Annotated in this window: 29 protein-coding genes; 20 read left to right on the top strand and 9 right to left on the bottom strand. The window is 62.9% G+C overall.

Annotation, left to right across the window (positions count from 1 at the left end):
• Positions 1-39: 39 nt before the first annotated feature.
• The 5 genes from NKJ89_RS05025 (at position 40) to NKJ89_RS05005 (ending at position 4,751) form a co-directional block, all read left to right on the top strand.
• Positions 40-924 carry an ABC transporter permease gene (locus NKJ89_RS05025; RefSeq protein ID WP_352600435.1) on the top strand — a complete coding sequence of 295 codons (885 nt, stop codon included), beginning with the start codon at positions 40-42 and terminating at the stop codon, positions 922-924.
• Positions 921-1,784 (top strand): ABC transporter permease, encoded by an 864-nt coding sequence (locus NKJ89_RS05020; RefSeq protein WP_352600433.1) that lies wholly within the window; start codon positions 921-923, stop codon positions 1,782-1,784. The genes NKJ89_RS05025 and NKJ89_RS05020 overlap by 4 nt, the downstream gene beginning before the upstream one ends.
• Positions 1,769-2,863 (top strand): ABC transporter substrate-binding protein, encoded by a 1,095-nt coding sequence (locus tag NKJ89_RS05015; protein WP_352600431.1) that lies wholly within the window; start codon positions 1,769-1,771, stop codon positions 2,861-2,863. Before NKJ89_RS05020 ends, NKJ89_RS05015 begins: the two co-directional genes overlap by 16 nt.
• A gap of 204 nt (positions 2,864-3,067) precedes the next feature.
• Positions 3,068-3,676 carry a cupin domain-containing protein gene (locus NKJ89_RS05010; RefSeq protein ID WP_023759044.1) on the top strand — a complete coding sequence of 203 codons (609 nt, stop codon included), beginning with the start codon at positions 3,068-3,070 and terminating at the stop codon, positions 3,674-3,676.
• On the top strand, positions 3,666-4,751 hold the full coding sequence (locus tag NKJ89_RS05005) for an ABC transporter ATP-binding protein (protein ID WP_023759045.1): 1,086 nt from the start codon (positions 3,666-3,668) through the stop codon (positions 4,749-4,751). The genes NKJ89_RS05010 and NKJ89_RS05005 overlap by 11 nt, the downstream gene beginning before the upstream one ends.
• 464 nt (positions 4,752-5,215) lie before the next feature.
• On the opposite strand, the gene NKJ89_RS05000 is transcribed toward NKJ89_RS05005, so the two are convergent.
• Positions 5,216-5,920, bottom strand: coding sequence for an SOS response-associated peptidase (locus NKJ89_RS05000; protein ID WP_352600429.1), 705 nt, complete (start codon positions 5,918-5,920; stop codon positions 5,216-5,218).
• A 161-nt stretch (positions 5,921-6,081) separates the two neighbouring features.
• On the opposite strand from NKJ89_RS05000, the gene NKJ89_RS04995 reads away from it, so the two are divergent.
• Complete coding sequence (locus tag NKJ89_RS04995; protein ID WP_023759048.1) at positions 6,082-6,435, top strand: nuclear transport factor 2 family protein; 354 nt, start codon at positions 6,082-6,084, stop codon at positions 6,433-6,435.
• 104 nt (positions 6,436-6,539) lie between these two features.
• On the opposite strand, the gene NKJ89_RS04990 is transcribed toward NKJ89_RS04995, so the two are convergent.
• Complete coding sequence (locus NKJ89_RS04990) at positions 6,540-6,644, bottom strand: SRPBCC family protein (protein WP_280948949.1); 105 nt, start codon at positions 6,642-6,644, stop codon at positions 6,540-6,542.
• A gap of 89 nt (positions 6,645-6,733) precedes the next feature.
• Here NKJ89_RS04990 and NKJ89_RS04985 point away from each other — a divergent pair, with 89 nt between their 5' ends.
• Entirely contained in the window at positions 6,734-7,087 is a 354-nt protein-coding gene (locus tag NKJ89_RS04985) for an ArsC family reductase (protein ID WP_023759049.1), read from the top strand.
• Positions 7,088-7,176: 89 nt separating this feature from the next.
• On the opposite strand, the gene NKJ89_RS04980 is transcribed toward NKJ89_RS04985, so the two are convergent.
• The 3 genes from NKJ89_RS04980 to NKJ89_RS04970 are packed head-to-tail and all read right to left on the bottom strand — an operon-like array spanning position 7,177 to position 9,795.
• Positions 7,177-7,530 (bottom strand): DUF488 domain-containing protein, encoded by a 354-nt coding sequence (locus tag NKJ89_RS04980; RefSeq protein ID WP_352600427.1) that lies wholly within the window; start codon positions 7,528-7,530, stop codon positions 7,177-7,179.
• Positions 7,531-7,549: 19 nt separating this feature from the next.
• On the bottom strand, positions 7,550-8,806 hold the full coding sequence (locus NKJ89_RS04975) for an aminopeptidase (protein ID WP_352600425.1): 1,257 nt from the start codon (positions 8,804-8,806) through the stop codon (positions 7,550-7,552).
• Positions 8,803-9,795 carry a LysR substrate-binding domain-containing protein gene (locus tag NKJ89_RS04970; RefSeq protein ID WP_352600422.1) on the bottom strand — a complete coding sequence of 331 codons (993 nt, stop codon included), beginning with the start codon at positions 9,793-9,795 and terminating at the stop codon, positions 8,803-8,805. The genes NKJ89_RS04975 and NKJ89_RS04970 overlap by 4 nt, the downstream gene beginning before the upstream one ends.
• Before the next feature lie 98 nt (positions 9,796-9,893).
• Here NKJ89_RS04970 and NKJ89_RS04965 point away from each other — a divergent pair, with 98 nt between their 5' ends.
• The 3 genes from NKJ89_RS04965 to sbmA all read left to right on the top strand — a co-directional run bounded on the left by NKJ89_RS04965 (position 9,894) and on the right by sbmA (position 12,760).
• Positions 9,894-10,121 (top strand): hypothetical protein, encoded by a 228-nt coding sequence (locus tag NKJ89_RS04965; protein ID WP_352600420.1) that lies wholly within the window; start codon positions 9,894-9,896, stop codon positions 10,119-10,121.
• A 104-nt stretch (positions 10,122-10,225) separates the two neighbouring features.
• On the top strand, positions 10,226-11,386 hold the full coding sequence (locus NKJ89_RS04960; RefSeq protein WP_352600418.1) for a YbfB/YjiJ family MFS transporter: 1,161 nt from the start codon (positions 10,226-10,228) through the stop codon (positions 11,384-11,386).
• Between the two features lie 114 nt (positions 11,387-11,500).
• Positions 11,501-12,760, top strand: coding sequence for a peptide antibiotic transporter SbmA (sbmA, locus tag NKJ89_RS04955; protein WP_352600416.1), 1,260 nt, complete (start codon positions 11,501-11,503; stop codon positions 12,758-12,760).
• Between the two features lie 34 nt (positions 12,761-12,794).
• Here sbmA and NKJ89_RS04950 read toward each other — a convergent pair whose 3' ends face one another.
• Positions 12,795-13,802: a polysaccharide deacetylase family protein gene (locus NKJ89_RS04950; RefSeq protein ID WP_352600762.1), complete on the bottom strand. Its 1,008-nt coding sequence runs from the start codon at positions 13,800-13,802 to the stop codon at positions 12,795-12,797.
• A 233-nt stretch (positions 13,803-14,035) separates the two neighbouring features.
• On the opposite strand from NKJ89_RS04950, the gene NKJ89_RS04945 reads away from it, so the two are divergent.
• Entirely contained in the window at positions 14,036-14,701 is a 666-nt protein-coding gene (locus NKJ89_RS04945; protein ID WP_352600414.1) for a tetratricopeptide repeat protein, read from the top strand.
• Complete coding sequence (der, locus tag NKJ89_RS04940; protein ID WP_352600412.1) at positions 14,698-16,131, top strand: ribosome biogenesis GTPase Der; 1,434 nt, start codon at positions 14,698-14,700, stop codon at positions 16,129-16,131. The genes NKJ89_RS04945 and der overlap by 4 nt, the downstream gene beginning before the upstream one ends.
• Before the next feature lie 21 nt (positions 16,132-16,152).
• On the opposite strand, the gene NKJ89_RS04935 is transcribed toward der, so the two are convergent.
• Positions 16,153-17,076, bottom strand: a complete 924-nt coding sequence (locus tag NKJ89_RS04935; RefSeq protein WP_352600410.1) for a LysR substrate-binding domain-containing protein — start codon at positions 17,074-17,076, stop codon at positions 16,153-16,155.
• Between the two features lie 118 nt (positions 17,077-17,194).
• Between NKJ89_RS04935 and NKJ89_RS04930 the strand changes: the two genes are divergently transcribed.
• The 8 genes from NKJ89_RS04930 to NKJ89_RS04895 all read left to right on the top strand — a co-directional run bounded on the left by NKJ89_RS04930 (position 17,195) and on the right by NKJ89_RS04895 (position 22,784).
• Entirely contained in the window at positions 17,195-17,506 is a 312-nt protein-coding gene (locus NKJ89_RS04930; RefSeq protein WP_352600784.1) for a hypothetical protein, read from the top strand.
• Complete coding sequence (locus tag NKJ89_RS04925) at positions 17,392-18,492, top strand: MFS transporter (protein ID WP_352600760.1); 1,101 nt, start codon at positions 17,392-17,394, stop codon at positions 18,490-18,492. Before NKJ89_RS04930 ends, NKJ89_RS04925 begins: the two co-directional genes overlap by 115 nt.
• A 144-nt stretch (positions 18,493-18,636) precedes the next feature.
• Positions 18,637-19,818 carry a cell wall hydrolase gene (locus NKJ89_RS04920; RefSeq protein WP_352600408.1) on the top strand — a complete coding sequence of 394 codons (1,182 nt, stop codon included), beginning with the start codon at positions 18,637-18,639 and terminating at the stop codon, positions 19,816-19,818.
• Between the two features lie 255 nt (positions 19,819-20,073).
• Entirely contained in the window at positions 20,074-20,481 is a 408-nt protein-coding gene (locus NKJ89_RS04915) for an AtpZ/AtpI family protein (protein ID WP_023759062.1), read from the top strand.
• A gap of 58 nt (positions 20,482-20,539) precedes the next feature.
• On the top strand, positions 20,540-21,298 hold the full coding sequence (locus NKJ89_RS04910) for a F0F1 ATP synthase subunit A (RefSeq protein ID WP_352487594.1): 759 nt from the start codon (positions 20,540-20,542) through the stop codon (positions 21,296-21,298).
• Positions 21,299-21,382: 84 nt separating this feature from the next.
• On the top strand, positions 21,383-21,607 hold the full coding sequence (locus NKJ89_RS04905) for a F0F1 ATP synthase subunit C (protein ID WP_006206606.1): 225 nt from the start codon (positions 21,383-21,385) through the stop codon (positions 21,605-21,607).
• A gap of 78 nt (positions 21,608-21,685) precedes the next feature.
• Entirely contained in the window at positions 21,686-22,282 is a 597-nt protein-coding gene (locus tag NKJ89_RS04900; RefSeq protein WP_023759064.1) for a F0F1 ATP synthase subunit B, read from the top strand.
• A 10-nt stretch (positions 22,283-22,292) separates the two neighbouring features.
• On the top strand, positions 22,293-22,784 hold the full coding sequence (locus NKJ89_RS04895) for a F0F1 ATP synthase subunit B (RefSeq protein ID WP_023759065.1): 492 nt from the start codon (positions 22,293-22,295) through the stop codon (positions 22,782-22,784).
• 9 nt (positions 22,785-22,793) lie between these two features.
• Here the strand turns inward: NKJ89_RS04895 and NKJ89_RS04890 are convergent, their stop codons facing one another.
• Together NKJ89_RS04890 and rnhB are read right to left on the bottom strand one after the other, a co-directional pair.
• Positions 22,794-23,039, bottom strand: coding sequence for a hypothetical protein (locus tag NKJ89_RS04890; RefSeq protein WP_352600406.1), 246 nt, complete (start codon positions 23,037-23,039; stop codon positions 22,794-22,796).
• A gap of 9 nt (positions 23,040-23,048) precedes the next feature.
• Positions 23,049-23,744 carry a ribonuclease HII gene (rnhB, locus tag NKJ89_RS04885; RefSeq protein WP_352600404.1) on the bottom strand — a complete coding sequence of 232 codons (696 nt, stop codon included), beginning with the start codon at positions 23,742-23,744 and terminating at the stop codon, positions 23,049-23,051.
• Positions 23,745-23,782: the final 38 nt, after the last annotated feature.

Here is a 23,782-nt window from a genome sequence, read left to right as displayed (position 1 = left end):
AAACTCTAAGCCAATTTCAAAATTTCGGTAGGCAGGTCGATGTCGACCATCGTTGCAGCACCAGCGCCAGAGGCCCGGTCGTCATCGGGCTTCCGGGTCGCCATGCAGCTGCCGGGCGCGCTTGTCACCTTCCTGCTGATCCTGTTTGCCCTCGGCCTAGTGCTTTTCCTCGCCTTCCGCGGCAATGACGGGTCGCTGCTCGGCGCCGGTTTCACCGTGGCGAATTTTGTCACCGTGGTGTCCGATCCGCTGTACTGGACGGTCACACTGCGCTCGCTGATCATTGCCGGCCTGGTCACGCTGGCCACGGTCGTCACCGCCTATCCCGTCGCCTACTATCTCGCCTTTCACGCCGGCCGGCGGCGCGGCCTGCTGCTGTTCCTCGTGACGCTGCCGTTCTGGACCAGCTATCTCCTGCGCGTCTTCGCCTGGAAGATCGTGCTCGCCTATAATGGCGTTTTAAACTCGGCGCTGATCGAAAGCGGCATCTGGTCCGAGCCGACATTGGCCTTTCTCAACACGCCGGCCGCCGTCGTCGTCACGCTGGCGCACGCCTATGCGCCATTCGCCATCCTGCCGATCTATGTGGCGCTGGACACGATCCCGAAATCGCTGATCGAGGCCGCTTCCGATCTCGGCGCGCGGCCTTTCACCTCTTTCCGCCGTGTCGTGCTGCCCAATTCGATGCCGGGGGTGCTGGCGGCAGCCCTTGTCGTCTTCGTGCCGACGGTTGGCGATTATGTCACGCCGGCCCTCGTCGGCGGTCCGGCCAGCACCATGATCGGCACGCTGATCCAGGCGCAATTCGGCAAGGCCAATGACTGGCCGTTTGGCGCCGCACTCTCCGTCGCCGTCATGCTGGTCATCCTCTGGGTGGTGCTGGTCGCGCGCTTCGCCGACCGCAGATTTGGCAGCCGCACATGAGAACCACGCGCACGCAGCGAGACGGCCGCTGGCTTGGCGCCTACGTCATCGCCTACCTGGTCTTTCTCTATCTGCCGGTGTTGCTGATCCCGCTGTTTTCCTTCAACAACTCGATCCAGGCGGCGTTTCCGCTGCAAGGCTTGACCTTGCAATGGTACGCGACTTTGTTCGGCAATTCGGCACTGACCAGTGCGCTCCTGAACAGCCTCGTCATCGGCGTCATTGCCGCCACGGGGGCTACGCTGTGCGGCATCACCGTATCCTATATGGACCTCTATGGCCGCTCGCCGCTGGCCGTCACCATTAGCGGCATTGCCCGACTGCCGATCCTCATCCCCGGCGTCATCGTCGGCATATCGCTGCTGATCCTCATCAACTTCATCGGCCTCGGGCCATCGCGCGTTGCCATCGTTCTCGGCCACATCCTGGTGGCGCTGCCAACGACGGTGGTGATCATGCGCAGCCGTTTCGCCGCCATCCCGAAAACCATTCGCGAGGCGGCTCTCGATCTCGGCGCTTCAGATTGGACGACGTTCCGGCGGGTCATGCTGCCGCTCAGCCTGCCGGCCATCGTCTCGGCCTTCATGCTGGCCTTCCTGATCTCCTTCGACGAATTCATCGTCGTCTTCTTCCTGGCCGGCACCGAGCCGACGCTGCCGCTCTACATCTGGAGCCAGCTCAGGTTCCCCAAATCGCTGCCGACGGTCATGGCGCTGGGCACGTCGATCCTGGCGGTGTCCTTCGTCATCGCGGCAGCCGCCGAAATCCTGCGCCATCGCGGCCTGGCCGCAGCGGCGCCCGCCGTTCCACTGCAATCAAAACAAACCAAGAGAGGAGAACTGCAATGGCATTCGACCTGAAATTTGGCGACCTGAAATCTGGCGACTTGATATCTGGAAGGACTGTCCGGGCCGGTCTTGCCGCCCTGGCATTGGCGCTGTCGTCCACGGTCGCTTTCGCTGGCGACAAGCTGCAATATTTCACCTGGTCGGGCTACGAACTGCCCGATTTCAACAAGAGCTTCCTGGTTGCGCACCCCGACGGCGTCGAGGCCTCGATCTTCGGCGACGACGACGACGCGTTCACCAAGGTCAAGGCCGGCTTCCGCCCCGATATTGCGCACCCTTGCTATGACAAGGTGGCGCGCTGGAACAAGGAAGGCCTGCTGCAGCCGATCGACACCAAGCGCATCAAGAACTGGGATTCGATCTTCCCGGTGTTCAAGAACCTGCCCGACCTGCAGGCCGGTGACGGCAAGGTCTGGATGGTGCCGTGGGACTGGGGCAACACCTCGATCCTCTACCGCACCGATCTGGTGAAGAATCCGGAGGCGAGCTGGAACCTCCTGTGGGACAAGCAGTATGCCGGCCGCATGGCGACCATCGACGCGGTGCACGACACGCCGATCGTTGCCGCACTTCTGGCCGGCGTCAATCCGTTCGACATGACGCCTGCCGAGATGGACAAGGTCGCCGAGAAGCTGCGCGAGCAACGCCCGCTGCTTTCCAGCTACACAACCGACATGACCTCGGTCGAACAGGCGCTGGCCAGCGGTCAGCTGGTCGCCGCCATGACCTGGAACGCGTCGGCCACCTCGCTGAAGAAGCAGGGCGTGCCGGTCGAGTTCATGAAGCCGAAGGAGGGCATGCTGACCTGGGCCTGCGGTTTCGTCATGCTCAAGGACGCCAAGAATGTCGATCTCGCCTATGATTTCATCAACAGCCGGCTGGACGCCGATTCCGGCAAATATCTGATCGAGTCCTATGGCTATGGCAGCTCGCTGGGTTCCGCCTTCGCCACCGTGCCGAAGGAGGAACTGGAAAAATTGCAACTGCCATCCGACCCGGAAGTGATGCTGAAGACCACCATCTTCACCGGCCCGATGAAACAGAATGACGAGCTGGCCAAGATGTTCGAGAAGGTGAAGGCCGGCGGGTGACTCTGGCCTTCCCTTCTCCCCTTGTGGGAGAAGGTGTCGCCGAAGACGACGGATGAGGGGTGCTCCAGCTTGGCACTGGCGGCGCTCCGGCCAACACCCCTCATCCGTCTCGGCGCTGCGCGCCGATCCACCTTCTCCCACAAGGGGAGAAGGCAGAACCGCGAAGCACCGCGCCAGTGAAGTGACCACAACAAGGACCGACCTATGGACATGCTGGACGAAGCGGCTGAGAAGCCGAAGGACGATGCCGATGTGCGGGTCGGCCGGCGGGTGCGGGCGCTGCGGCTCGAGCGCAAGCTGTCGCTGGCCGATCTTGCCGCCAGGGCAGGCGTGTCGATCGGGGCACTGAGCCAGATCGAGCGCGGCATGTCCTCGCTGCGCGTCAAGGTGATCTGGCCGCTCGCTGCCGCCCTCGACATCGAGCCGTCGGCGCTGATCGCCGACGGCAACGATGCCGCCAACGATCTCTATTGTGTGCGGGCCGGCAGCCGGCGGCAAATCCCGGTCAAGTCGGAAGGCATTGCCAAGGCGCTGCTGTCGCCGCCTGGCGCGACGCTGACCGGCATGCTGGTGACGGTGGAAGCCGGCGGCGGCACAGCCGAGGCCTATGCCCATGCCGGCCATGAGTTCGGCTTCGTCCTGTCGGGCGAGGTCGAACTGGTGGTGGATGCGACAAGATACGTGCTGAAGGCGGGCGACAGTTTTGCCTTCAAGAGCACGCTTTTGCACGCTTTCCGCAATCCGGGCGCCGAGCGCTGCCAAATCCTCTGGGTCAACACCACGAAGCCGTCCGAGGTTCGCGATGGCGCCTGATTCTCTCGTCCGGCTGCAAGCGGTCTCAAAGATCTTTCCCGGCGGCATCGTCGGGCTTGACGCCGTCGACCTCGACATTGTCAGCGGCGAGTTCATCACGCTGCTCGGCCCGTCCGGCTGTGGCAAGACCACCAGCCTGCGCGTCATCGCCGGCTTCGAAAGCCCGTCGAGCGGCAAGGTGGTGCTCGATGGCCGCGACATCACGGCGCTGCGGCCCTACGACCGGCCGGTCAACACCGTGTTCCAGGATTATGCGCTGTTTCCGCACATGAACGTTGAAGAAAATGTCGGCTTCGGCCTGTCGCTGCGCAAGCTTTCAGGCAGCCAACAGGCAAGACGCGTCGGCGAAGCGCTCGACATGGTCGGCCTCGCCGACAAGATCGGCGCCCGCGTCTCCGAACTGTCGGGCGGCCAGCGCCAGCGCGTCGCGCTCGCCCGCGCCATCGTCTGCGAGCCGCGCGTGCTGTTGCTCGACGAGCCGCTGTCGGCGCTTGACGCGCATCTGCGTGAGCAGATGCAGGTCGAACTGAAGCGGTTGCAGTCGCGGCTCGGCACCACCTTCGTCATGGTCACCCACGACCAGACGGAAGCGCTGTCGATCTCGGACCGCATCGTCGTCATGAACAAGGGCCGCATCGAGCAGATCGCACCGCCGGCCACACTCTACGACCGGCCAGCCACCAAATTCGTCGCCAGCTTCATCGGCACGATGAACCTGCTGCAGTCGCGTTTCATTGGTCGCGACGGCGATCGCCTGCATTTCGCCGCCGGCGCTCTGCCGCTGGAGGCCATGTCCGAGGCCGGCGAGGCTCCCACTGAAGGGGCCATGCGCACCGTCGGCGTGCGGCCAGAGGATCTGCTGGCGGCCACCGAGGCCGCGGCCGGCACGGCGCCGGCGCGCGTCAACAGCATCGTCTTTCACGGCCGCACGCTGCGCCTGCATGCCGAACTCGGGCAGGGCGCACCTGTTGTCATCGACGCGCCGCGCCAGGCCGAGGGTTTTCAGTTCAGCGTCGGCGACGTTGCGCATATCAGCCTGCGCCGTGGCGCCAACTGCCCCGTGCTGCCGGGCTAGGCTCATCGACGTAACAACTGGAGCAACACGTTCGCGCCGTTCGGCGGCCACAAGCAGTCCACGGCCGCATGAAATTAAGTATGATTTGACTGCCATGGAATATATTCCTAAATCTGGTCGATGCCGGAACCTAGCAGCCGACCGCGCCGAAATGTGCAAACCCTGTGCCTGGCGCACGACTTCGGGCAACTCGTTCGCGTCCGATGCCGGAACTGCAACATCACTCGGCACTACCTGCCCGGCGACCTCGCAAAGCTGGTCGGTGACATCCCCTTTTGGGATGTGGAACGGCATATGCGGTGCGAACGCTGCAAACTACGCGAGCTTGACGCCGATATCATCCTTCCGAGTGCTGCTGAACGATTGAAAATCCGTGTCAGACGCCTTGTCGAAGTCCGCATGGTTCGCCGGGTGATGTGGCGAGACGAGGATTGAGGAAGGGGCTGACACGGCGATTCTGCAACTTAGAAAAGTGATCCCTGGGCTGGCACGCGCTGCGGGAACTTGATCTGTGTGGCTGGTTTCTCGACGATCACCAACGCGTCGTCGAGCGCAGTCCGCTGCAAATGCCGTGCTTCTGACCACGGCGCTGTCAGCCAGGCCTCGGTCTCTTCCGACGTCGTCAGGATCACCGGCATGGCCTTCTCATGGATCGGCGCGATGAGCGCATTAGGCCTGGTTGTCATGAAGGCGTACAACTCGAAGTCACCAGGACCATCCTTGACTTTCCGCACGCCATGCCAGCTGGTCCAAAAACCAGCGAAGAAAAATAGAGGTCGGCTTTCGTCACGGGCAAACCAATAATTGCGCTGGATTCCTGTTTCCGGGTCTTTGTCGTTCGGTGTGGGGCTGGGTTCTGCAAAGCTGGTCACGGGCACGACGCATCGATGCTCGACGCCGACAAACTGTTGCCAGTGCGAATATTGCGGATTGCGAACGTTCGTGGTGCCGTAGTCGGTCCTAGCTTTCATGCGCTCTGGCGGCGTTGGCAAACCCCAAAGCAGTTTCGCCAGCTCACGCGTCCCGTCTGGCGTATTGCGAACAACCGGGCCGGCCTGATTTGGATAGATGTCGACCGAAGGTTCAAGGTTGCCGATGACGTCGCGCAGTGTGCGTGTCCATTGGCGGACCGCCTCTTGCGTTGTGGTGATGTTGTAGAGGTTGCACATTTACCTAGGATCGCGGAAATGGCTCGTGTCCGCAACCGAATGTGCGGGGATCCGGTCCCGCGATATCATCCTGACATGACGTGTCAGCTACGACCGGCCAGACGATGGCAAGCCAGCAACCTGTCCCCTATTTGCAATGCGTCGGAACAGGAGGAACACAAATGACCATCGCGGAAATTGCCAAGGATTTCACCGAACTGCTCAAGCAGGGCGAACACGAAGCGGCCGCCGAAAAATACAATGCCGACGATATCGTCAGCCTCGAAGCCATGGAGGGGCCGATGGCCATCGCCCGTGGCAAGGAGGCTCTCAGGCAGAAGGGCCAGTGGTGGCAGGAGAACAATGAAGTGCATGGCGGCTCGGTCGAGGGGCCCTATGTCAACGGCGACCAGTTCGCGGTGCGCTTCAAGTTCGACATAACGCCCAAGGCTACCGGCGAGCGTGTCACCATGGACGAAGTTGGCCTGTACACGGTCAAGAACGGCAAGATTGCCGAAGAGCGCTTCTACTATTGAGGCCGGAGCGGCTTTAGGGAGCTTGCTCCCTTCGCAGTTGGGTGGAGATCAGGGTGGCGGCCAAGACGATGTCTTGGCTGCCACGTGCGAGGTTCAGATCGTCTTCACATACGCCAAACCAGCCGCTCGTTCGGCACGATTTCGAGAAAGCAGCAATGGCGGTCGTTGACCTCATTGCGGTCTCGCGACTGCATGCGCGTCCGGAACAGTCCGCCGGGGCACCGATGCGGCCGCTGGCAAAGTGCGCTGAGCGTCCTTAGTCTGCGATCAGATTCGAATCCGAAGGGCGGCCACTGTTTTGACGATCACCATCTACGGCATCACCACCTGCGACACCGTCAAGAAGGCGCGCGTCTGGCTGGAGGGCCATGACGTTGCCTACCGGTTTCACGATTTCAGGGCAGAGGGGCTGGACGCCAAGCGGCTCGACGGCTGGGTTGGCAAGGTCGGCTGGGAAAAGCTGCTCAACAAGGCAAGCACGACGTTCCGCGAACTGGCTGACAAGGACAAGCAGGGTCTGGATGAAAAGAAGGCCAAGGCGTTGATGCTGGCCAAGCCGACCATGATCAAGCGGCCGGTGCTGGAGGTCGGCGAGCGCGTTCTGGTGGGGTTCAAGGCTGATGATTATGAGCAAGCGGTGGGTGGGAAGTAGAGCCAACGGAACGGCGAAGCTGCCAATCTCCCCCCTTGCGGACAGCCCTGCGCAAGGAGGGAGATTGGCCAATGGTCAAGCGGTGACCCTCAGCCTTCGCGCAGATACGCCGCCAGCGCCAACGCATTGTTGTGGGCCTCGTCATGCGCGCCATAGAGCAGCGTCACCTTGCCGTGGCGAAGCAGGCCGCGCAATTTGTCCACTGCCTCGCCGTTTCCATCCAGCTCCACCCGATACCGCTTCTGAAACTCCGCCCAGCGCTCGAGCTCATGGCCGAACCATTTGCGCAAATCGTCGCTCGGCGCGATCTCCTTCAGCCACAACGTCAGCCCGGCGTCTTGCTTGCTGACGCCGCGTGGCCAGATCCGGTCGACCAGAACCCGCTGCCCGTCATCGGGAGCGGGTGGCTCGTAGATACGCTTGACCGCCAGGTCGAAGGTCATCGGACCCTCCGTACGCGGGTCAGGCCCACTCGCCCTTGCGCATGACAGGCACGCGGGCGCCGTCCTTGTGGACGCCATCGATGTCGATCTTGTCCGAACCGATCATCCAGTCGATGTGGATGAGGCTCTTGTTGCCGCCGCGCTGAGAAATCTCGTCCTGGCTGAGCGAGGCGCCGTCGACGAAGCACTTCGAATAGCACTGGCCGAGGGCGATGTGACAGGCGGCGTTCTCGTCGAACAGCGTGTTGAAGAACAACAGCCCGCTCGCCGAAATCGGCGAGGAATGCGGCACCAGCGCCACCTCGCCGAGACGGCGCGCGCCCTCATCGGTGTCGAGCACCTTCTTAAGCACGTCCTCGCCCTTCGAAGCCTTGGCCTCGACGATCCTGCCTTCTTCGAAGCGCACCGATATATCGTCGATCAGCGTGCCCTGATAGGACAGCGGCTTGGTCGACCTAACATGGCCCTCGACGCGCCTTGCATGCGGCGTGGTGAAGACCTCTTCGGTCGGGATGTTGGGATTGCAGGTGATGCCGTTCTTGGCGGTCGAAGCGCCGCCCATCCATTCATGGCCGTCCGCCAGCCCGACGGTCAGGTCGGTACCCGGCCCGGTGAAGTGCAGCGCATGGAAATTATGGCGGTTGAGCCATTCGGTCCGGCTGCGAAGCGCTGCGTTGTGCGCCTTCCAGTTGCCGATCGGATCCTCCACATCCACCCGCGAAGCGGCGAAGATGGCATCGGCAAGCTTCACCACCGCAACATCGTCGGCATCGCCGGGGAACACCTGCCTGGCCCAGGCGAGGTCGGGATAGGCGACGATGTTCCAGTTGATGTCGAAGCCGGTGATCTTTTCCAGCGCCGGCTGATAGGCCATCGAATTGGCCTTGTTGGCGCGCGCCACTTTCGCCGGGTCCTGTGCCGACAAAAGCGACGGATCCTCGCCGCGCACGGCAAGCCTGGCCGCATTGTCGGCAAAGGCTTTCGCCATGCCTTCGTAGAGCCAGCCGGCTGCTCGGTCGAAGCTCGCATCGGCGCCGAAGCGATAGCGCGCCAGCGTCATCTCGTCGTCGTTGAAGATCGGCGTCACCAGTCCGGCGCCGGCCTTGTACGCATGCTCGACGATCCGCCTGGTCAGCGGCAGTGCCGCGATCGACGATGTCACCACCAGATCCTGTCCCGGTTGCAATTGCAGCCCTACCTTGATGGCGACCTCCGCCAGCCTGTCGAGCTTCACCGGGTCGATCGATGCGGAAACGCCGCGCGAATGTGTGGTCATGATCCTGCCTGCCGTAGTTTGATGTCCGACTCATCATAGAGCGGTGCCACGGTCGTTTCCACCGCGATCGCGCCGGCAGCGCCCGTGGTCGCAGACCCGAACTGCGCCATGGTCGCCTCGATCTCTTCCTTGATCCAGGCCTTGAAGTCCCGGACCTTGCGGCTTTCGGTCCTGGCGGAGGAGGTCACCAGCCAATAGCCGAGGCCGCTCTGGGCACGGATTCCGAAAGGCGCTACCAGCCGACCATCGGCGAGCGCATCGGCGGCAAGCAACTGCCAGCCCAGCATCACGCCATGGCCGGCAATCGCCGATTCCAGGCACAGCATCGGGTCGGTGAAACGCGCGCCCTTCAGGAAGGTGACCGGCGGGACACCGGCCGTCTCGAACCAGCTGTCCCAACTGATCATTGCCCGCTCGTCGGTGATCGCGCAGGTCTGGGCAAGGTCCTCGATCGACCTCAGTTTCTTGGCGATCGCCGGCGCGCAGACCGGGAAGACTTCCTGCGCCAAGAGCAGTTCCTTGCGTCCGCCCGGCCACTTGCCGTCGCCAAGCCGGATGGCGATGTCGATGTCGGAATGATCGAGGTCGGCCAGCCGCACCGAAGCGTCGATACGCAACAGCACGTTGGGATGCCGGGCGAAGTGACGCGACAGTCGCGGCAGCAGCCATTTTGACGCAAAGGCCGGCGCCACCGAAACCACCAGGGTGCATTGCGTGGCCTCGTCGGCCAGCGCCACGGCGTGGGCAAGCTCGCGAAATCCAGCACCAAGGCGGGGCGCGAAGAGGGCACCGAATTCGGTCAGCACGAGACCGCTCGCCGTTCGCTCGAACAGCGTCTGGCCGAGTTGCTTCTCGGTGCGGCTTATCTGTTGGCTGACGGCGCTGACGGACACGTTGAGTTCACTGGCGGCAGCCGCCAGAGATCCAAGACGGGCAACGGTTTCGACGGCGCGCAGGCCGTTGAGATGGACGCGGTTGAGCATGGTCATTTGAGATTTTCTAAACCGGCCCGGCCGAAATCTCAATTGAAAGACCCGTCGAAACGGCAGATTTTATGCAAGGGAAGACAGACCCGCGGAGCCAAAAAATGCTAAGGATCTTGTCGTCGTCGCTGAAGGTTTTTTTCGCTGCAGGTTCGGCATATGGGTCCCGTCGCGAGAGCGAGGCGCAGGGATGGCTGGCCGATCCGCTTTCGCATCCCGTGCTGAACACCATGTCGGAGCGCGAACTCGGCGACGTGCCGTTCAGGCTGACGGCGCGGCGAACCGTGCATGAAACCGCTTCATTGCGAACCGGTTTCGGTGGGCGCTGCTGAGCGGGAGCCAGGCGGTCCGGCTTGAGGAAAGTCGAGGCGAGGATCGCACTGGCCTAACGGATGGCGGATTGTTTCAGCGATCGCTGCAATTATTGTGCGCTGCAATGACATCAGCCACCTCGACAGCGCTCCGTTTTACCTTCGCCGGCATGATTGCCATGGCGGTTGCCATGGGCATCGGCCGCTTCGTCTACACGCCGATCCTGCCCGGCATGATGCAGGAACTGCATCTGTCGCCGGCCGATGCCGGATGGATCGCCTCCGCCAACTATCTCGGCTATCTCATTGGCGCATTGGCGGCGGCGGGCGGCTGGGCGCATGGGCGCGAACGCCTGCTGATGCTGGTGGGGCTCGGCGCCAGTGTGGTCCTGGCCGCGCTGATGGGGCTGACCGATATGATGGCCGCCTTTCTCGTTGTCCGCTTTCTGGCCGGCCTGGCCAGCGCCTTCGTCATGGTGTTCATGGCCAGCATCGTTTTCAGCCATATCGCGGCTGCCGGCCGCGGCGACCTGCAGGCGTGGCACTTCGGCGGCGTTGGCCTCGGCATCGCAATCTCCGCAGCGATGATGGCGGTGCTGGTCACCGAACATGCCGGCTGGGCGGCGGGCTGGTTGTGGTCGGCGGCAATTTCGGCTTGCGGTTTCGTACTCGTGGCGCTGATGGTCGACGAGGGTCCGCTCACCAATGGCGAAGTCGCCCGCGAGTCGGCATTGCGGATGGACCGATCGTTGATCAAGGTCATCATTGCCTACGGCCTGTTCGGCTTCGGCTACGTTGTGACGGCGACATTCCTGGTCGCCATCGTCCGGCAAGGCGGCGGCAGCCGCGTCTTCGAGGCCATGGTCTGGATGGTCGCCGGTCTTGCCGGCTTTCCCTCGACCTGGCTCTGGCAGAAGATCGCCGCTCGGACCGGCCTCTATCCCGCCTATGCGCTGGCATGCTTCATTGAAGTTGTCGGCGTCACCGCCAGCGTCGCCATCGGCGGACGTACCGGGCCGTTGCTCGGCGGCGTGCTGCTCGGCGGCACCTTCATAGCCATCACCGCATTTGGCCTCCAGGCAGCCAGACAGCTTGCACCGCGGGCGCCGCGGCGGATCTTTGCCCTGATGACGGCTGTGTTCGGCGTAGGCCAGATCATCGGCCCGATCGCCGCCGGGCTGCTGGCGCAAATGTCAGGCGATTTCTTCCTCGCCTCGATCGCCGCCGCCATCATGCTGGTCGTCTCCGGCGGCCTCACATGGTCGGCTGCGCCAAAATCGCCATGATTGTGGGGTTGCTCGGTGCGGGCATCGGGCACGGGCATTTTCTTTCCAGCTAATGTGTGACTTTATGCCCGCCGTAGTCAGCTGATTTGCGCCTAGATCGAGGAATTCGTCACAGTGTTCGTATCATTTTTCCCGCAGCCGAAGCTCTTCTTCACTTCGGCCGCCGTCTGGAGCCTTGCGGCGATCCTGTTCTGGTTTTTCGGTGGTGAACAATTGGGCGCGGTTTTCGGACTGCCGCCGGCTGCCGCTGACGGGCCGCCCATTATCGGCATCGCCATTCTCATGTCGCCGCCGTTTCTATGGTTTTATCTCTATTTCGCGTTTTGCGTGGCCGTCTTCTATGCGTTTTGGAGCTGGTATTCGCCACATCCCTGGCAGCGCTGGTCGATCCTGATGACCGCAGTCATCCTGTTCTTCATCTATTTCAATGTGCAGGTCAGTGTCGCCGTCAATGCCTGGTACGGGCCTTTCTTCGACTATGTGCAGGGATTGATGTCGGGGACAGGAAAGTCGACGAACAGTGAATTTTATATCGGATTGGCAGATTTTTCGTGGCTCGCGTTGGTCGGCATGAATGTGCAGGTGGTCAATGCTTTCATCGTCAGCCACTGGATCTTCCGCTGGCGCACGGCGATGAATAACTATTTTGTCGAGAACTGGGGTAGGCTTCGACATATCGAGGGAGCTTCGCAGCGTATCCAGGAAGACACGATGCGGTTCTCGCAGATCATGGAGGATCTCGGCTCCAGCTTCGTCCAGTCGATCATGACCCTGATCGCATTCCTGCCGGTCATGATCCAGTTGCAGGCTCACATCAGCGAGTTGCCGATTGTCGGCGCGATCCCGCAGCCATTAGTGGTCGCAGCCCTTGCCTGGTGTCTGTTCGGAACGATCTCGGTCATGATTGCCGGCCTGAAGCTTCCGGGACTGCAGTTCCGCAACCAGCGCGTCGAGGCCGCCTATCGCAAGGAACTCGTCTACGGCGAGGATCACGCAGACAGGGCTCAGCCAGCCACCACTGCCGAGCTGTTCGCGAACGTTCGTCACAATTATTTCAGGCTCTATTTCCACTACATTTATTTCAACGTCGTCCGTTACACATACCTGCAGGCCGACAACATTTTCTCGCTGCTGATCCTGGGTCCGTCGCTGGTTGCGCACAAGATAACGTTCGGCGCGCTGAACCAGATTTCGAATGCATTCGGTAAAGTGACGGGGTCGCTGCAGTTTCTGCTCACCTCCTGGTCGACCATCGTCGAGCTTCAATCGGTCCACAAACGCCTGCGCGCCTTCGAGGCGACCCTGCTCGGCGAGCCGCTGCCGGACATCGACCAGCGCTATCTGGCAAAACAGGGCGTTGAAGATCCGGCCTAAAGGCCGAGGTTGGAAATCGAACCGGGTTGGCGGCTCAGCCGCCGACCGAAGCCTGCTTCGGGGCAGCGTCTTGCCGCGAGACATAGTCGCGAAAACTGATGCATTCGACATCGGCTTTGACGCAGACCTCGCCGGCAAAGCGCTCCAGCGCATTCCAATAGGCGCCGTCATTCATCAGCGCGAAATGGAAGCCGAGCTCCAGCGGAATGCGCTTGCCCGCATACTGCTTGTCGAAGGCGGCGCGGAAGGCATCATAGGTGCGGTTCGCGAACTCGTTCGACTTGCTTGGCTGCTCGAAGCCGCCGGAATGCCTGACATAGAGATTGTAATCCATGGCGATCACCAGCCTTGACTTCGGTCCTTCCGGAATCTGCGGCAACGAAAACTGCATGATGCCGTTGCCGGCCACCGGCCGGGCGGGCCCCTGCGAGACGCCGCTCGCGTCGAACTGATAGCCGGCCGCCACCAGCGCCTCGTAGAGGGCCTTGTTCGCCGACAGATACGGCGCGCGGAAGCCGACCACCGCATGCCGCGCGAAGTTGCGCCAGCCCTGGGGTTCGGGCGCAACGCCGTTGATCGCATAGGCGTTCTCAAGAATGCGTTCGAACGAACTGAACTCTTTCAGCCAGTCGGCCTTGCTCCAGTCCTTGCCGTCGAAATGGCCGCAGCCATGGCCGGCGATGTCGTGACCCTCGGAGGCGGCAAGGCCGATCTGTTCGAGCCGCTCGGTGACTTCCTGTTTCGAGGCGGCAAAGCCGATATTGGATTTGCCGGCGCTTTTGCCGGGTGCGTTGTATTGCATGCGTGTTTCTGGCGACAGCAGGAAGACGCAGGAGAGAAAGTAGGTGAAGTGCGCGCCGGTGCGCTCTGCCAGTGCCCGGCTACGCTTCCACTGCGAAATGTCGCGGGCGCTGTCGAACGAAATGATGACGGCCTGCTTGGGCTTTGCCGGCCTTGGCGGCGCGGGCGGATCGGCCAGAGCCTGCCCGGCAGTGGCGAGCGCAGCGAGGGTAAAAGCAGCAACACGGAACGGAGGGTACATCGGCAATCTGATCTGCGCTTTTCTGAGCTGCACTTTGGGGGGAGACGTCTGGAAGCCGGCTATCCTCGAAATGTGGCGCTGGTGCGATTGGCCTTTTCGGCTGCTTGCCCGGGGCAAACATCCGTTTGCCCTAGGGAATGGGCGATTTTCCGGTTGAACCCCTTCCATGCCGACAAAATTTCGCTAAAACGCGGGCTGACAAAGGCCCGACCGGGCAGGAATGGTTTTGATCGATGTCTGACGACAGTTTTATCCGTGAAGTCAACGACGAGATGCGTCGCGACCAGGCGCACGCGCTGTGGGACCGCTTCGGTCCCGCCTTGCTTGTCCTCGCGATCCTCGTGGTGCTCGGCACCGCCGCCTTCGTCGGCTATCGCTATTGGGACGAGACGCGCGCCAACCGCTCCGGCGATGCCTTCTCGCAGGCGCTGAAGCTTGCCAATGACGGCAAGAACGATGAAGCGCTGACCGCGCTCGATCAGTTGGAGAAGGATGGCTACGGTGCCTATCCTTTGCTCGCCCGCATGCGCGGCGCAACCGTCAAGGCCGACAAGGGCGACTTCGCCGCCGCCGTCAAGGATTTCGACGATGTCGCCGCCGACACCGCCATTCCCCAGGGCATTCGCGACATGGCGCGTCTCAGGGCAGCGCTCCTGCTTGTCGACCATGGCTCCTTCGCCGACGTCTCCAGCCGTGTCGAGGCGCTTACATCGGACACCAACACCTTGCGCCATACGGCGCGCGAGGCCCTCGGCCTTTCTGCCTGGAAGGAAGGCAAGACCCAGGACGCGCTAAAGCTGTTCGACCAGATCGCCGCCGATGACGGCGCCCCGCGCAACACCCGCGAGCGCGCAACGTTGATGTCCGAGCTGATCCGTGGGTCGGGCAGTGCGTCGTGACCTTCAAAGCCGCCATCATCGGCAGACCTAACGTCGGCAAATCGACCCTTTTCAATCGGCTGGTGGGAAGGAAGCTGGCGCTTGTCGACGACACGCCGGGTGTCACCCGCGACCGCCGTGTCCATGCCGCCAAGCTATACGACCTGCATTTCGACGTCATCGACACCGCCGGCTTCGAGGATGCGGCTGCCTCGACCTTGCCGGGCCGCATGCGCGCGCAGACCGAGATCGCCATCCGCGAGGCGGACCTGATCTTCTTCACCATCGACGCCAAGTCCGGCCTGCTGCCCGACGACCGGACGTTCGCCGAGATCGTTCGCAAGTCCGGCAAGCCCGTGGTGCTGGTCGCCAACAAGGCTGAGGCGAAAGGTGCCCAGGGCGGCATGCTGGAGGCCTGGGAACTCGGCCTTGGCGAGCCGATCCCGGTCTCGGCCGAGCATGGCCAGGGCATGCCCGATTTGCGCGATGCCGTGATCGAAGCGCTCGGCGAAGCGCGTGCTTTCGGCGAAGATGAAGATGGCGAAGACGAAGAAGTCGCTGCCGGCGAGGTTCTGATCGGCGAGGATATCGCCGATCCGGATGCCGAGCACAGCTATGACGATACCAAGCCGATGCGCATCGCCGTCGTCGGTCGTCCCAATGCCGGCAAGTCGACGCTGATCAACGCGCTGATCGGCGAAGAACGGCTGCTGACCGGACCGGAAGCCGGCATCACCCGCGATTCCATCTCCGTCGACTGGGATTGGCATGGCCGCCGCCTGAAACTGTTCGACACGGCCGGCATGCGCCGCAAGGCCAGGATCCACGAAAAGCTGGAAGTGATGTCGGTGCAGGATGGCCTACGTGCCATCCGATTCGCCGAGATCGTCATCATCGTGCTCGACGCCACCATCCCCTTCGAGAAGCAGGATCTGCAAATCGCCGACCTGATCATCCGCGAAGGTCGCGCGCCGGTGATCGCCTTCAACAAATGGGATCTGATCGACCATCCCCAGGAGCTTCTGGCCGAACTGCGCGAAAAGACGGAGCGGCTTCTTCCCCAGGCGCGGGGCCTTCAGGCCGTGCCCGTATCGGCCGAGACCGGGCGCGGCCTCGACAAGCTGATGGATGCCGTCATCAGGACGCATAAGGTGTGGAACAGCCGCGTTTCCACCGGCAAGCTCAACCGTTGGCTGGAAGGCATCCTGGCGCACCACCCGCCGCCCGCCGTGGCCGGCCGCCGGCTGAAGGTCAAATACGTCACCCAGGCCAAGACCCGGCCGCCGGGTTTCGTCGTTCAGTGCTCGCGGCCGGATGCGATGCCGCAATCCTATGTCCGCTATCTCTCCAACAGCCTGCGCGAAGCCTTCGACATGCCCGGCGTGCCGATCCGCATTGCGCTGCGCACCTCGGACAACCCATTCGCCGGCAGGTCCAAGAAACGCGGTTGAGCGTCGGCGGCCGTCCGGCGATCACGCCACGTCGCGCAAGCCGCTGTCGCTGGCCTGCACATTTTTAGGCAGTGCCTGCCGGGCTGCATCCAGCAATATGTCGGCGAGGCGGGCCGCCACTGGCTCGGCTTCAGCGTCCTTGCGATACAGGAATAGCGCCAGCTTGGGCAGCGCCGGCAATCCGGCGATCTCCGGCGTCATCGCGCTGACGCTGGCTGGCAGGCCGATATCGGTGCGGATCGTCAGCCCCAGCCCCGCCGCAACGGCCGCCCAGATGCCGCCAAGGCTCGGGCTGGAAAACGACATTCGCCAGGACAGGCCGGCGCGGTCGAGCGTTTCGGTTGCAACCGTGCGCAAAAGGCATGGCGCTTCGAGCGCCACCAGCGGCAGTGGCTCACCGTGGCGCAGGCTGGTCTCAATGCGCTTTGCCGGGCCGATCCAGCGCATCTGCACATCGGCGACATGTTCGCTGTAGGGCAGCGTGTCGCCGCTGTGCCAGGCAAGCGCGATGTCGAGACTGCCTGACAGGATCCGTTCGGCAAGCTCGTGGCTGCGCGCGATCCTGGCTTCGATCTTGACCTTGGGATGGGCGCGGGCGAAGCGACCGAGCACGTCAGGCAGCACCGCCTCGCCGAAATCCTCCTGCAGGCCGAGCCTTACCCAGCCCTCCAGTTCGACATCGTGGATAGCGGATGCGGCCTCGTCATTCAATTCGATCAGCCGGCGCGCATAGCCGAGCATGGTCTCGCCGGCCTCGGTCAGGGCGAGGCCGCGTCCCGACTTGCGAAAGATCAGCGTCGCAGCCTGTTCTTCCAGTTTCTTCAATTGCGCACTGACCGCCGACGTCGACCGGCCGAGCCGGTCAGCCGCCTTGGCAAAGCTGCCCAGTTCCATGCCGGTGACGAAGCTGCGGAGAACGTCGAGATCGAAGGTTACGCGTCGCATAGATAATCCCGATTTTCAGGATGGTTGGTTTAAAACTTCCTGATTTCAAGGATGAAACTACGGCGCTAGAAACAGACCGTCAAGGCCCAGGCCGCTGGCCAAGCACGGGAAACAAATCATGTCCGCTATCGTCAATTGCACCGACCGACAGTCGCCGGGACTTTTGAAAGACACGGCTGCCGGCCCTGCCGGAAGGGCGTTCAAGCCCAACCATCGCTGGAAAGTTCTCGGCATCGGCGTTGCCGCCAATGCCAGCTTCTCGGCCACCTTCGCCGGCATACCGGCAACGGCGGTCGTGCTGCGCCAGGGTATCATCTGGCCAACGCCGAACTCGGTCTGGCCCTCGGCCTTCTGGGTCTGGGGGTTGCGCTCAGCGAACTGCCATGGGGTCTGCTCACCGATCGCTGGGGTGATCGGCGCGTGCTTCTGACCGGGCTTGGCGCCACGGCGGCGTGGCTCTTCGTCATGGCGATGCTGGTTGTACCGACAAGGGCCGGGATTCCCGATGTCACGCTGCTCTGCGCTAGCCTGCTCATCACAGGGCTGCTCGGCGGCAGCGTCAATGGTTCGAGCGGCCGGGCCATCATGGGCTGGTTCCGGGAAAACGAGCGCGGCTTTGCCATGAGCATCAGGCAGACGGCGGTGCCGCTCGGCGGCGGTCTTGGCGCGCTCGCTTTGCCCTCGCTTGCCCTGGCTTTCGGCTTTGCCGCCGTGTTCGGCGTCCTGGCGGGTGCATCCGCCCTCTCTGCCCTGTTCGCGTGGCGCTGGCTGCACGAGCCGCCGCCGACGGACGAGGGCCATCCCGCTGCGGCGGCTATGGCCGGACCGGCGCCGCTGCGCAATCTGGACGTTTGGCGCATCGCGACTGCTATCGGCCTGCTCTGCTTTCCGCAGGTGGCGGTGCTCACCTTCGCCTCCGTGTTCCTGCACGACTTCGTCGGTCTGGGAACGGCAGCGATCAGTGCGAGCCTCGCCGCCGTGCAGATCGGTGCCATGGTCATGCGCATCTGGAGCGGCCGCTTCACCGACCGCCACGGCAACCGCCGCCAGTTCCTTCGCCTGTGCAGTGCGCTGAGCGCATTTGCCTTCGCCGTGCTTTGGCTGCTGGTCTTGGTCAGTTCCGCCATGTCAGGCGGACAATTCTTGCTGATGGCGGTCCTTCCCGTTGTGCTTATTGTCGCAGGAGTCTCGGTCTCCGCCTGGCACGGCGTCGCCTATACCGAGCTTGCCACGCTTGCCGGTGCCGGCCATGTCGGCACCGCGCTCAGCCTTGCCAACAGCTTCGTTTTCGTCGGCTTCTTCCTGGTGCCGGTGGCCATTCCGGGCCTCTTGCACCTCTGGTCATGGTCCGGCGTCTGGCTGTCCGCCGCCATTTGCGCGCTGATCGCCTGGCCGATCTTCCTGCGGCCGGCCTGAAGGGCCCGCCGCAAAACCGCCCGAGTTCGGAACCACGACCTCGGGCAGACCGGGAGAACCCGATCGAACCTGTTAACGTCCCATCAAGGTTAATGCATCATTTTGCTCTCCAGTGGGGTCTATAGCGTTCCTGGAGAGAGTTCCGTGCATCGACGTGTGTTGAAGCGGCTTGTCGCCGCTGCCGGTGAGAGGCGTGGCTTTCTGCCTCCGTTGGTCATCGGTCTCGGCATCTGGATCGGCTTTCCGACCGTCGCCGCCTACCAGGACATGACGAGCCTCGTTTCCGGCCTCGAAGCGTCGAACACCCGCTGGAATTCCTACGTCGAGAAAACCATTGCCGGCTCGACCCACGCGGCCGAGATGCCCTTTGTCGATTCCGATGTCACCGAGTCCATCTCCGGATCGGGTGTCCACTTGGCCGGCGTCGGCAACGTCTCTTTTCGCGGCAAGGGCGGCAAGGTAAGCGCCACGCCCGACGAGGATCGCGTCATGCGCGCCGACAAAAAAGGCCGCATCGTCATGGTGTCGCCCGTCGCACCGCCGAAGAACTTCAATGCCGGCTCGATCTTCGAGCGCACCTCCTCCTTGCTGCGGCCCAGCATGGACAGCGGTCTGAAGATGGCCTTCGCCAAGCCGCAGATCAAAGGCAAGGAAATCCAGATCGCCGCGGCATTCCATGCGCGCGAGGACAAAAAGCCCGATCCCGGCGTGCCGGCGATGCTTGCCGCACTGGTCAACAACGACCATCCGGACGTGCTGGCGACCGCTTATGCGCAGCCCGAGCCCGATTATGCCAAGGCATCGCCGTTCGAAGCGCTGCTTCAGGACGAGCAGCCCAATGAGGGCCGCTTCATTCCGCCGATGGTCAAGGGCGATCATTCGTGGATCCAGAACCCGCTGCCCGCCAGCGTCTTCTCCAAGCCGGAACAGGCATGCCTCGCCAATGGCATCTATTTCGAGGCGAGGAGCGAATCCGTACGTGGTCAGGCCGCCGTCGCCCAGGTCATACTCAACCGCGTCCGCAACCCGACCTATCCGAATTCGATCTGCGGCGTCGTCTACCAGAACGACAGCTGGTTCAACCGTTGCCAGTTCTCCTTTGCCTGCGACGGCAGGAAGAAGCGCATCGACAGTCCTGCGGCCTACAAGACCGCCCAGGATATCGCCATGGCCGTCACCGCCGGCAAGATATTCATCCCTGAGGTCGGATCGTCGACCCACTATTACGCCCAATATGTCCATCCCGGCTGGGCGCGCACGATGGAGAAGATGACCAAGATCGGCCTGCATATCTTCTATCGGACCTATGGCGGCGGCTGGAGCTGAGCGCGCAACAGATCGCTGATCTTTGGCACGGCGCGCTGTCGATCGAAGAGCCATTGCTCGGGGGATTCGCGCAACGCATCCCCGTCATCGTGGCGGGCACGATGTCGCACCTTTCTAATCCATTGATTTTGCTGCCTAAAATACATGGCAATGAACTTCCGCCCGTGGCTTGACGGGCGCAAACCCTCTAACTATGTTGCCGGCGACTTTAGAAGCGGACGGACGGTGACGGTCTGACCGGGCAGGGGGGTTGCGATGGCCGACAAGAATGGGCCAGGCGGAACCGGAGAAACCGGCCGCGGCAAGCAGCATGAACCCGACATCCGCGACGACGATCTTGAGCGCCGTCGGCGTGACCTTGAAGCATCGCTCGCGACAAGGCGGCCGGACCGGCTCGAGGGGAAAGACGACGCGAAAGCGGGCAGTGTGGCCGGTTATGGCCAGGCGCTCAAACTCTCTAGCGAGTTTATCGCCGGGGTGGTGGTGGGTGCCGGCATCGGCTGGATCATCGACCGTCTGGCGGGAACATCGCCATGGGGTCTGATCGTGTTTCTGCTGCTTGGTTTTGGCGCCGGCGTACTCAATGTGATGCGTTCCGCGGGCGTTGTGGCAGAATTCGGACAGGGCGACAGATCGCGCCGTGACCAGGACGACAAGAAATGACCGCGCTTCATGGCGGTAATGGTAACGAGGCCGTACGCGGCATTGACGGGGTTTGAACGTGGCAGCTGACAAGGTCGATCCGATCCACCAGTTCCATATCAACAAGCTGATTCCGATCGACATCGGCGGCTACGATCTGTCATTCACGAATTCGGCATTGTTCATGGTCGCGACAGTTGTCGTCGCGGCAGCGTTTCTGTTTCTCACGACGTCGAGCCGCAGCCTAGTTCCGGGCCGCCTTCAGTCGGTCTCCGAGATGGCATACGAGTTCGTCGGCAACATGTTGCGCGATGCCGCCGGCACGCAAGGCATGAAGTTCTTCCCTCTTGTGTTTTCGCTGTTCATGTTCGTGCTGGTCGCCAACCTGCTTGGCCTGTTCCCGTATTTCTTCACCGTCACCAGCCACATCATCGTCACTTTCGGTCTGGCCATCCTGGTGATCGCGACCGTGGTCGTCTACGGCTTCATGAAGCATGGTTTTGGCTTCCTCAAGCTGTTCGTGCCGCATGGCGTGCCGGTGTTCCTGCTGCCGCTGGTGGTGCTGATCGAGGTGATCTCCTTCGTGTCGCGCCCCGTCAGCCTCTCGGTTCGTCTGTTCGCCAACATGCTCGCCGGCCACATCACGCTGAAGGTGTTCTCCGGATTCGTCGTCAGCCTGAGCGCGCTCGGCGCGGTCGGGGTGGCCGGCTCGATTCTGCCGCTGGCAATGGCGGTGGCGCTGACGGCGCTGGAACTGCTGGTCGCCTTCCTGCAGGCCTACGTCTTTGCCGTGTTGACCTGCATGTATCTCAACGACGCCCTGCACCCCGGGCACTGAGCAAAAATTTCCGGCCCAAGAGTTTCCAGCATTGGCGCCGGATGAAATCGCAACGGAATTTTTAGATCCAAAGGAGTTGAACAAATGGACGCAGAAGCAGCAAAGTACATCGGCGCCGGCATCGCTTGCCTGGGCATGGGTGGCGCGGGCATTGGCCTCGGCAACATCTTCGGCAGCTACCTGGCGGGCGCTCTGCGCAACCCGTCGGCTGCCGATGGCCAGTTCGGCCGTCTGATCTTCGGCTTCGCGGTGACCGAAGCTCTGGGCATCTTCTCGCTTCTGATCGCGCTTCTGGCCCTGTTCGGCTGAGCCCCTCTTTGGCTAAGCCATGAGAAGATTGGACGGGTCGGCCGCGCAAGCGGCGGGCCCGAATTTCGGGGATAGTCCATGTTCGTGACATCTGCCTTCGCGCAAGAGTCCGCGCCTGCCGATACCAGCCACGCTGCGACGGAAGGCGAGACGCAATCCGGCACCAGCGTGCCTGCCGAAGCGCACGGCACGTTTCCGCCATTCGATCCTGCGACGTTCCCGTCGCAGCTTCTGTGGCTGGCGATCACTTTCGGGCTGTTTTACCTCTTCCTGAAGCGGGTGGTGATGCCGCGCGTCGGGGGCATCATCGATGTCCGCAACGACCGCATCAGCCAGGATCTCGACCAGGCCGCCAAGTTGAAGGGCGAGGCCGACGCCGCTGTTGCTGCCTACGAGCAGGAACTGGCGGAAGCCAAGACCAAGGCCAACGCGATCGGCCAGCAGGCCAACGATGCGGCCAAGGCCGAGGCCGAGACCGCACGCAAGAAGGTCGAGGCCGCGCTCGACGCGAAGCTTGGCGAGGCCGAGGCCCGCATTTCTTCCATCAAGGCCAACGCCATGAAGGAAGTCGGCAGCATCGCCGAGGATACCGCTTCGGCGATCGTCGAGGCCCTGGTCGGCGGCAAGGCCAGCAAGGCCGAGATCGCGGCCGCGGTCAAATCCGTGGCCCGGTGAGGAGCGCATCATGGACTACACCTCTCTCGCAACGCTCTGGGCCACGGTAGCTCTGGTTATCTTCCTCGGCGTTGCAATCTACATCAAGGTACCTGGCCTGATCGCCAAGGCGCTCGACGCGCGCGCCGACAGGATCAGCAACGAGCTGGACGAAGCGCGCCGGCTGCGCGAGGAGGCCCAGCAATTGCTTGGCCAATACCAGCGCAAGCGCAAGGAAGCCGAGCAGGAGGCCGCCGCCATCGTCGCCGCCGCCAAGCGCGAAGCCGACATGCTTGCCGCGGACGCGCACAAGAAGACCGAAGACTATGTCGTCAGGCGCACCGCGCTTGCCGAACAGAAGATCGGCCAGGCCGAGCGTGACGCCATCAGTGAAGTCCGCGCCAGCGCCGTCGATATCGCCGTCGAGGCCGCACGCACGCTGCTCGCCGGCAAGATCGACGCCAAGGCGGGTGCCGAGCTGTTCAAGGCTTCGCTCGTGGACGTGAAGTCGAAACTGAACTAGACGATCCGTCTAGCCAATCATCGAAAGCCGCCCGGGAAACCTGGCGGCTTTTTTGTTGTGGGAAACCAGATTGGCGAGGCGGCCGAGCGCGCAATCTCCCTCCTTGAGGGGGAGATGGCCGGCAGGCCAGAGGGGGTCGCCGCGCATGAAGCGCTGGCCTGATCTTTGCTGAAAAATGGCGTCGTGCCCAGTCGAGCCGACCCCTCTGTCGCCTTCGGCGACATCTCCCCCTCGAGGGGGGAGATCGGCCGACATCGCCGTGGCTCACTCCAATCCGACCAGGCTCTCGTCTCCCGCCACTTCGGTCCCGCCCAGTCTGAACGGGGCAAACGACACGCGGTGCAGCCGCGGCACGGGACCATGAGCCTCGATCGCGGTGCGATGGCGGACCGTGGCGTAGCCCATGTGGGACTCGAAGCCATAGCGGTCGTGATGGTTGCCGCAGCCGCACATCATGCGGTCGCGCATCACCTTGGCGACGATCGAGGCGGCGGCGATCGATTGCGAACGCTGGTCGCCCTTGATCAGCGCGCGCCCCGCGCAGGGCAGGCCCGGGGGCACGTCGCGCCCGTCGGCGAGGGCGAGCTTCGGTTGAACCGACAGCCCGACCAGGGCACGGCGCATCGCCTCCAGGCTTGCCTTTAGGATGTTGCTGCCGTCGATGCCCTCGGCGCTGATCGAGGCCATTGAGACCGCCTGCGCGGAGCCGAGAATGAGCAGGAACAGGGCCTCGCGCTGCAAATGGGTGAGGCGCTTGGAATCGTCCAGCCCGTCAGGAATGTTGGCGGGATCGAGCACCACCGCAGCGGCCACCACCGGTCCGGCCAAGGGACCGCGGCCGGCCTCATCCATGCCCGCAACCGGCCACAGACCGTCAGCCATCGCCTTCGTCTCGAAGGAGAAGTCGGGCTTCTCGATGATCTCAAAGAGAGGCGGAGAATCAGAACGCGCGCGAGCCATGTTGCGGCGAGGTTCGCATCGGCTCCGATTCTCCGCAA

Source organism: Mesorhizobium sp. M0047 (genome assembly GCF_040323315.1).
Lineage (GTDB): Bacteria > Pseudomonadota > Alphaproteobacteria > Rhizobiales > Rhizobiaceae > Mesorhizobium.
The sequence above is the reverse complement of the archived record's forward strand: the minus strand, read 5'-3'. Positions and strand labels throughout refer to the sequence as shown.

What these genes read in the sequence shown, in the direction of transcription:
- NKJ89_RS04890 (WP_352600406.1), bottom strand. Translation starts at nt 23,039, where the DNA reads ATGTCGGCCGATCTCCCCCCTCGAGGGGGAGATGTCGCCGAAGGCGAC.
- NKJ89_RS04975 (WP_352600425.1), bottom strand. Translation starts at nt 8,806, where the DNA reads ATGACCACACATTCGCGCGGCGTTTCCGCATCGATCGACCCGGTGAAG.
- NKJ89_RS04980 (WP_352600427.1), bottom strand. Translation starts at nt 7,530, where the DNA reads ATGACCTTCGACCTGGCGGTCAAGCGTATCTACGAGCCACCCGCTCCC.
- NKJ89_RS04915 (WP_023759062.1), top strand. Translation starts at nt 20,074, where the DNA reads ATGGCCGACAAGAATGGGCCAGGCGGAACCGGAGAAACCGGCCGCGGC.
- NKJ89_RS04895 (WP_023759065.1), top strand. Translation starts at nt 22,293, where the DNA reads ATGGACTACACCTCTCTCGCAACGCTCTGGGCCACGGTAGCTCTGGTT.
- NKJ89_RS04935 (WP_352600410.1), bottom strand. Translation starts at nt 17,076, where the DNA reads ATGCGACGCGTAACCTTCGATCTCGACGTTCTCCGCAGCTTCGTCACC.
- NKJ89_RS04900 (WP_023759064.1), top strand. Translation starts at nt 21,686, where the DNA reads ATGTTCGTGACATCTGCCTTCGCGCAAGAGTCCGCGCCTGCCGATACC.
- NKJ89_RS04950 (WP_352600762.1), bottom strand. Translation starts at nt 13,802, where the DNA reads ATGTACCCTCCGTTCCGTGTTGCTGCTTTTACCCTCGCTGCGCTCGCC.
- NKJ89_RS04970 (WP_352600422.1), bottom strand. Translation starts at nt 9,795, where the DNA reads ATGACCATGCTCAACCGCGTCCATCTCAACGGCCTGCGCGCCGTCGAA.
- NKJ89_RS05025 (WP_352600435.1), top strand. Translation starts at nt 40, where the DNA reads ATGTCGACCATCGTTGCAGCACCAGCGCCAGAGGCCCGGTCGTCATCG.
- NKJ89_RS05000 (WP_352600429.1), bottom strand. Translation starts at nt 5,920, where the DNA reads ATGTGCAACCTCTACAACATCACCACAACGCAAGAGGCGGTCCGCCAA.
- NKJ89_RS05020 (WP_352600433.1), top strand. Translation starts at nt 921, where the DNA reads ATGAGAACCACGCGCACGCAGCGAGACGGCCGCTGGCTTGGCGCCTAC.
- rnhB (WP_352600404.1), bottom strand. Translation starts at nt 23,744, where the DNA reads ATGGCTCGCGCGCGTTCTGATTCTCCGCCTCTCTTTGAGATCATCGAG.
- NKJ89_RS05010 (WP_023759044.1), top strand. Translation starts at nt 3,068, where the DNA reads ATGGACATGCTGGACGAAGCGGCTGAGAAGCCGAAGGACGATGCCGAT.
- NKJ89_RS04905 (WP_006206606.1), top strand. Translation starts at nt 21,383, where the DNA reads ATGGACGCAGAAGCAGCAAAGTACATCGGCGCCGGCATCGCTTGCCTG.
- NKJ89_RS04995 (WP_023759048.1), top strand. Translation starts at nt 6,082, where the DNA reads ATGACCATCGCGGAAATTGCCAAGGATTTCACCGAACTGCTCAAGCAG.
- NKJ89_RS04960 (WP_352600418.1), top strand. Translation starts at nt 10,226, where the DNA reads ATGACATCAGCCACCTCGACAGCGCTCCGTTTTACCTTCGCCGGCATG.
- NKJ89_RS04930 (WP_352600784.1), top strand. Translation starts at nt 17,195, where the DNA reads ATGTCCGCTATCGTCAATTGCACCGACCGACAGTCGCCGGGACTTTTG.
- NKJ89_RS04945 (WP_352600414.1), top strand. Translation starts at nt 14,036, where the DNA reads ATGTCTGACGACAGTTTTATCCGTGAAGTCAACGACGAGATGCGTCGC.
- NKJ89_RS05015 (WP_352600431.1), top strand. Translation starts at nt 1,769, where the DNA reads ATGGCATTCGACCTGAAATTTGGCGACCTGAAATCTGGCGACTTGATA.
- NKJ89_RS04965 (WP_352600420.1), top strand. Translation starts at nt 9,894, where the DNA reads ATGCTAAGGATCTTGTCGTCGTCGCTGAAGGTTTTTTTCGCTGCAGGT.
- NKJ89_RS05005 (WP_023759045.1), top strand. Translation starts at nt 3,666, where the DNA reads ATGGCGCCTGATTCTCTCGTCCGGCTGCAAGCGGTCTCAAAGATCTTT.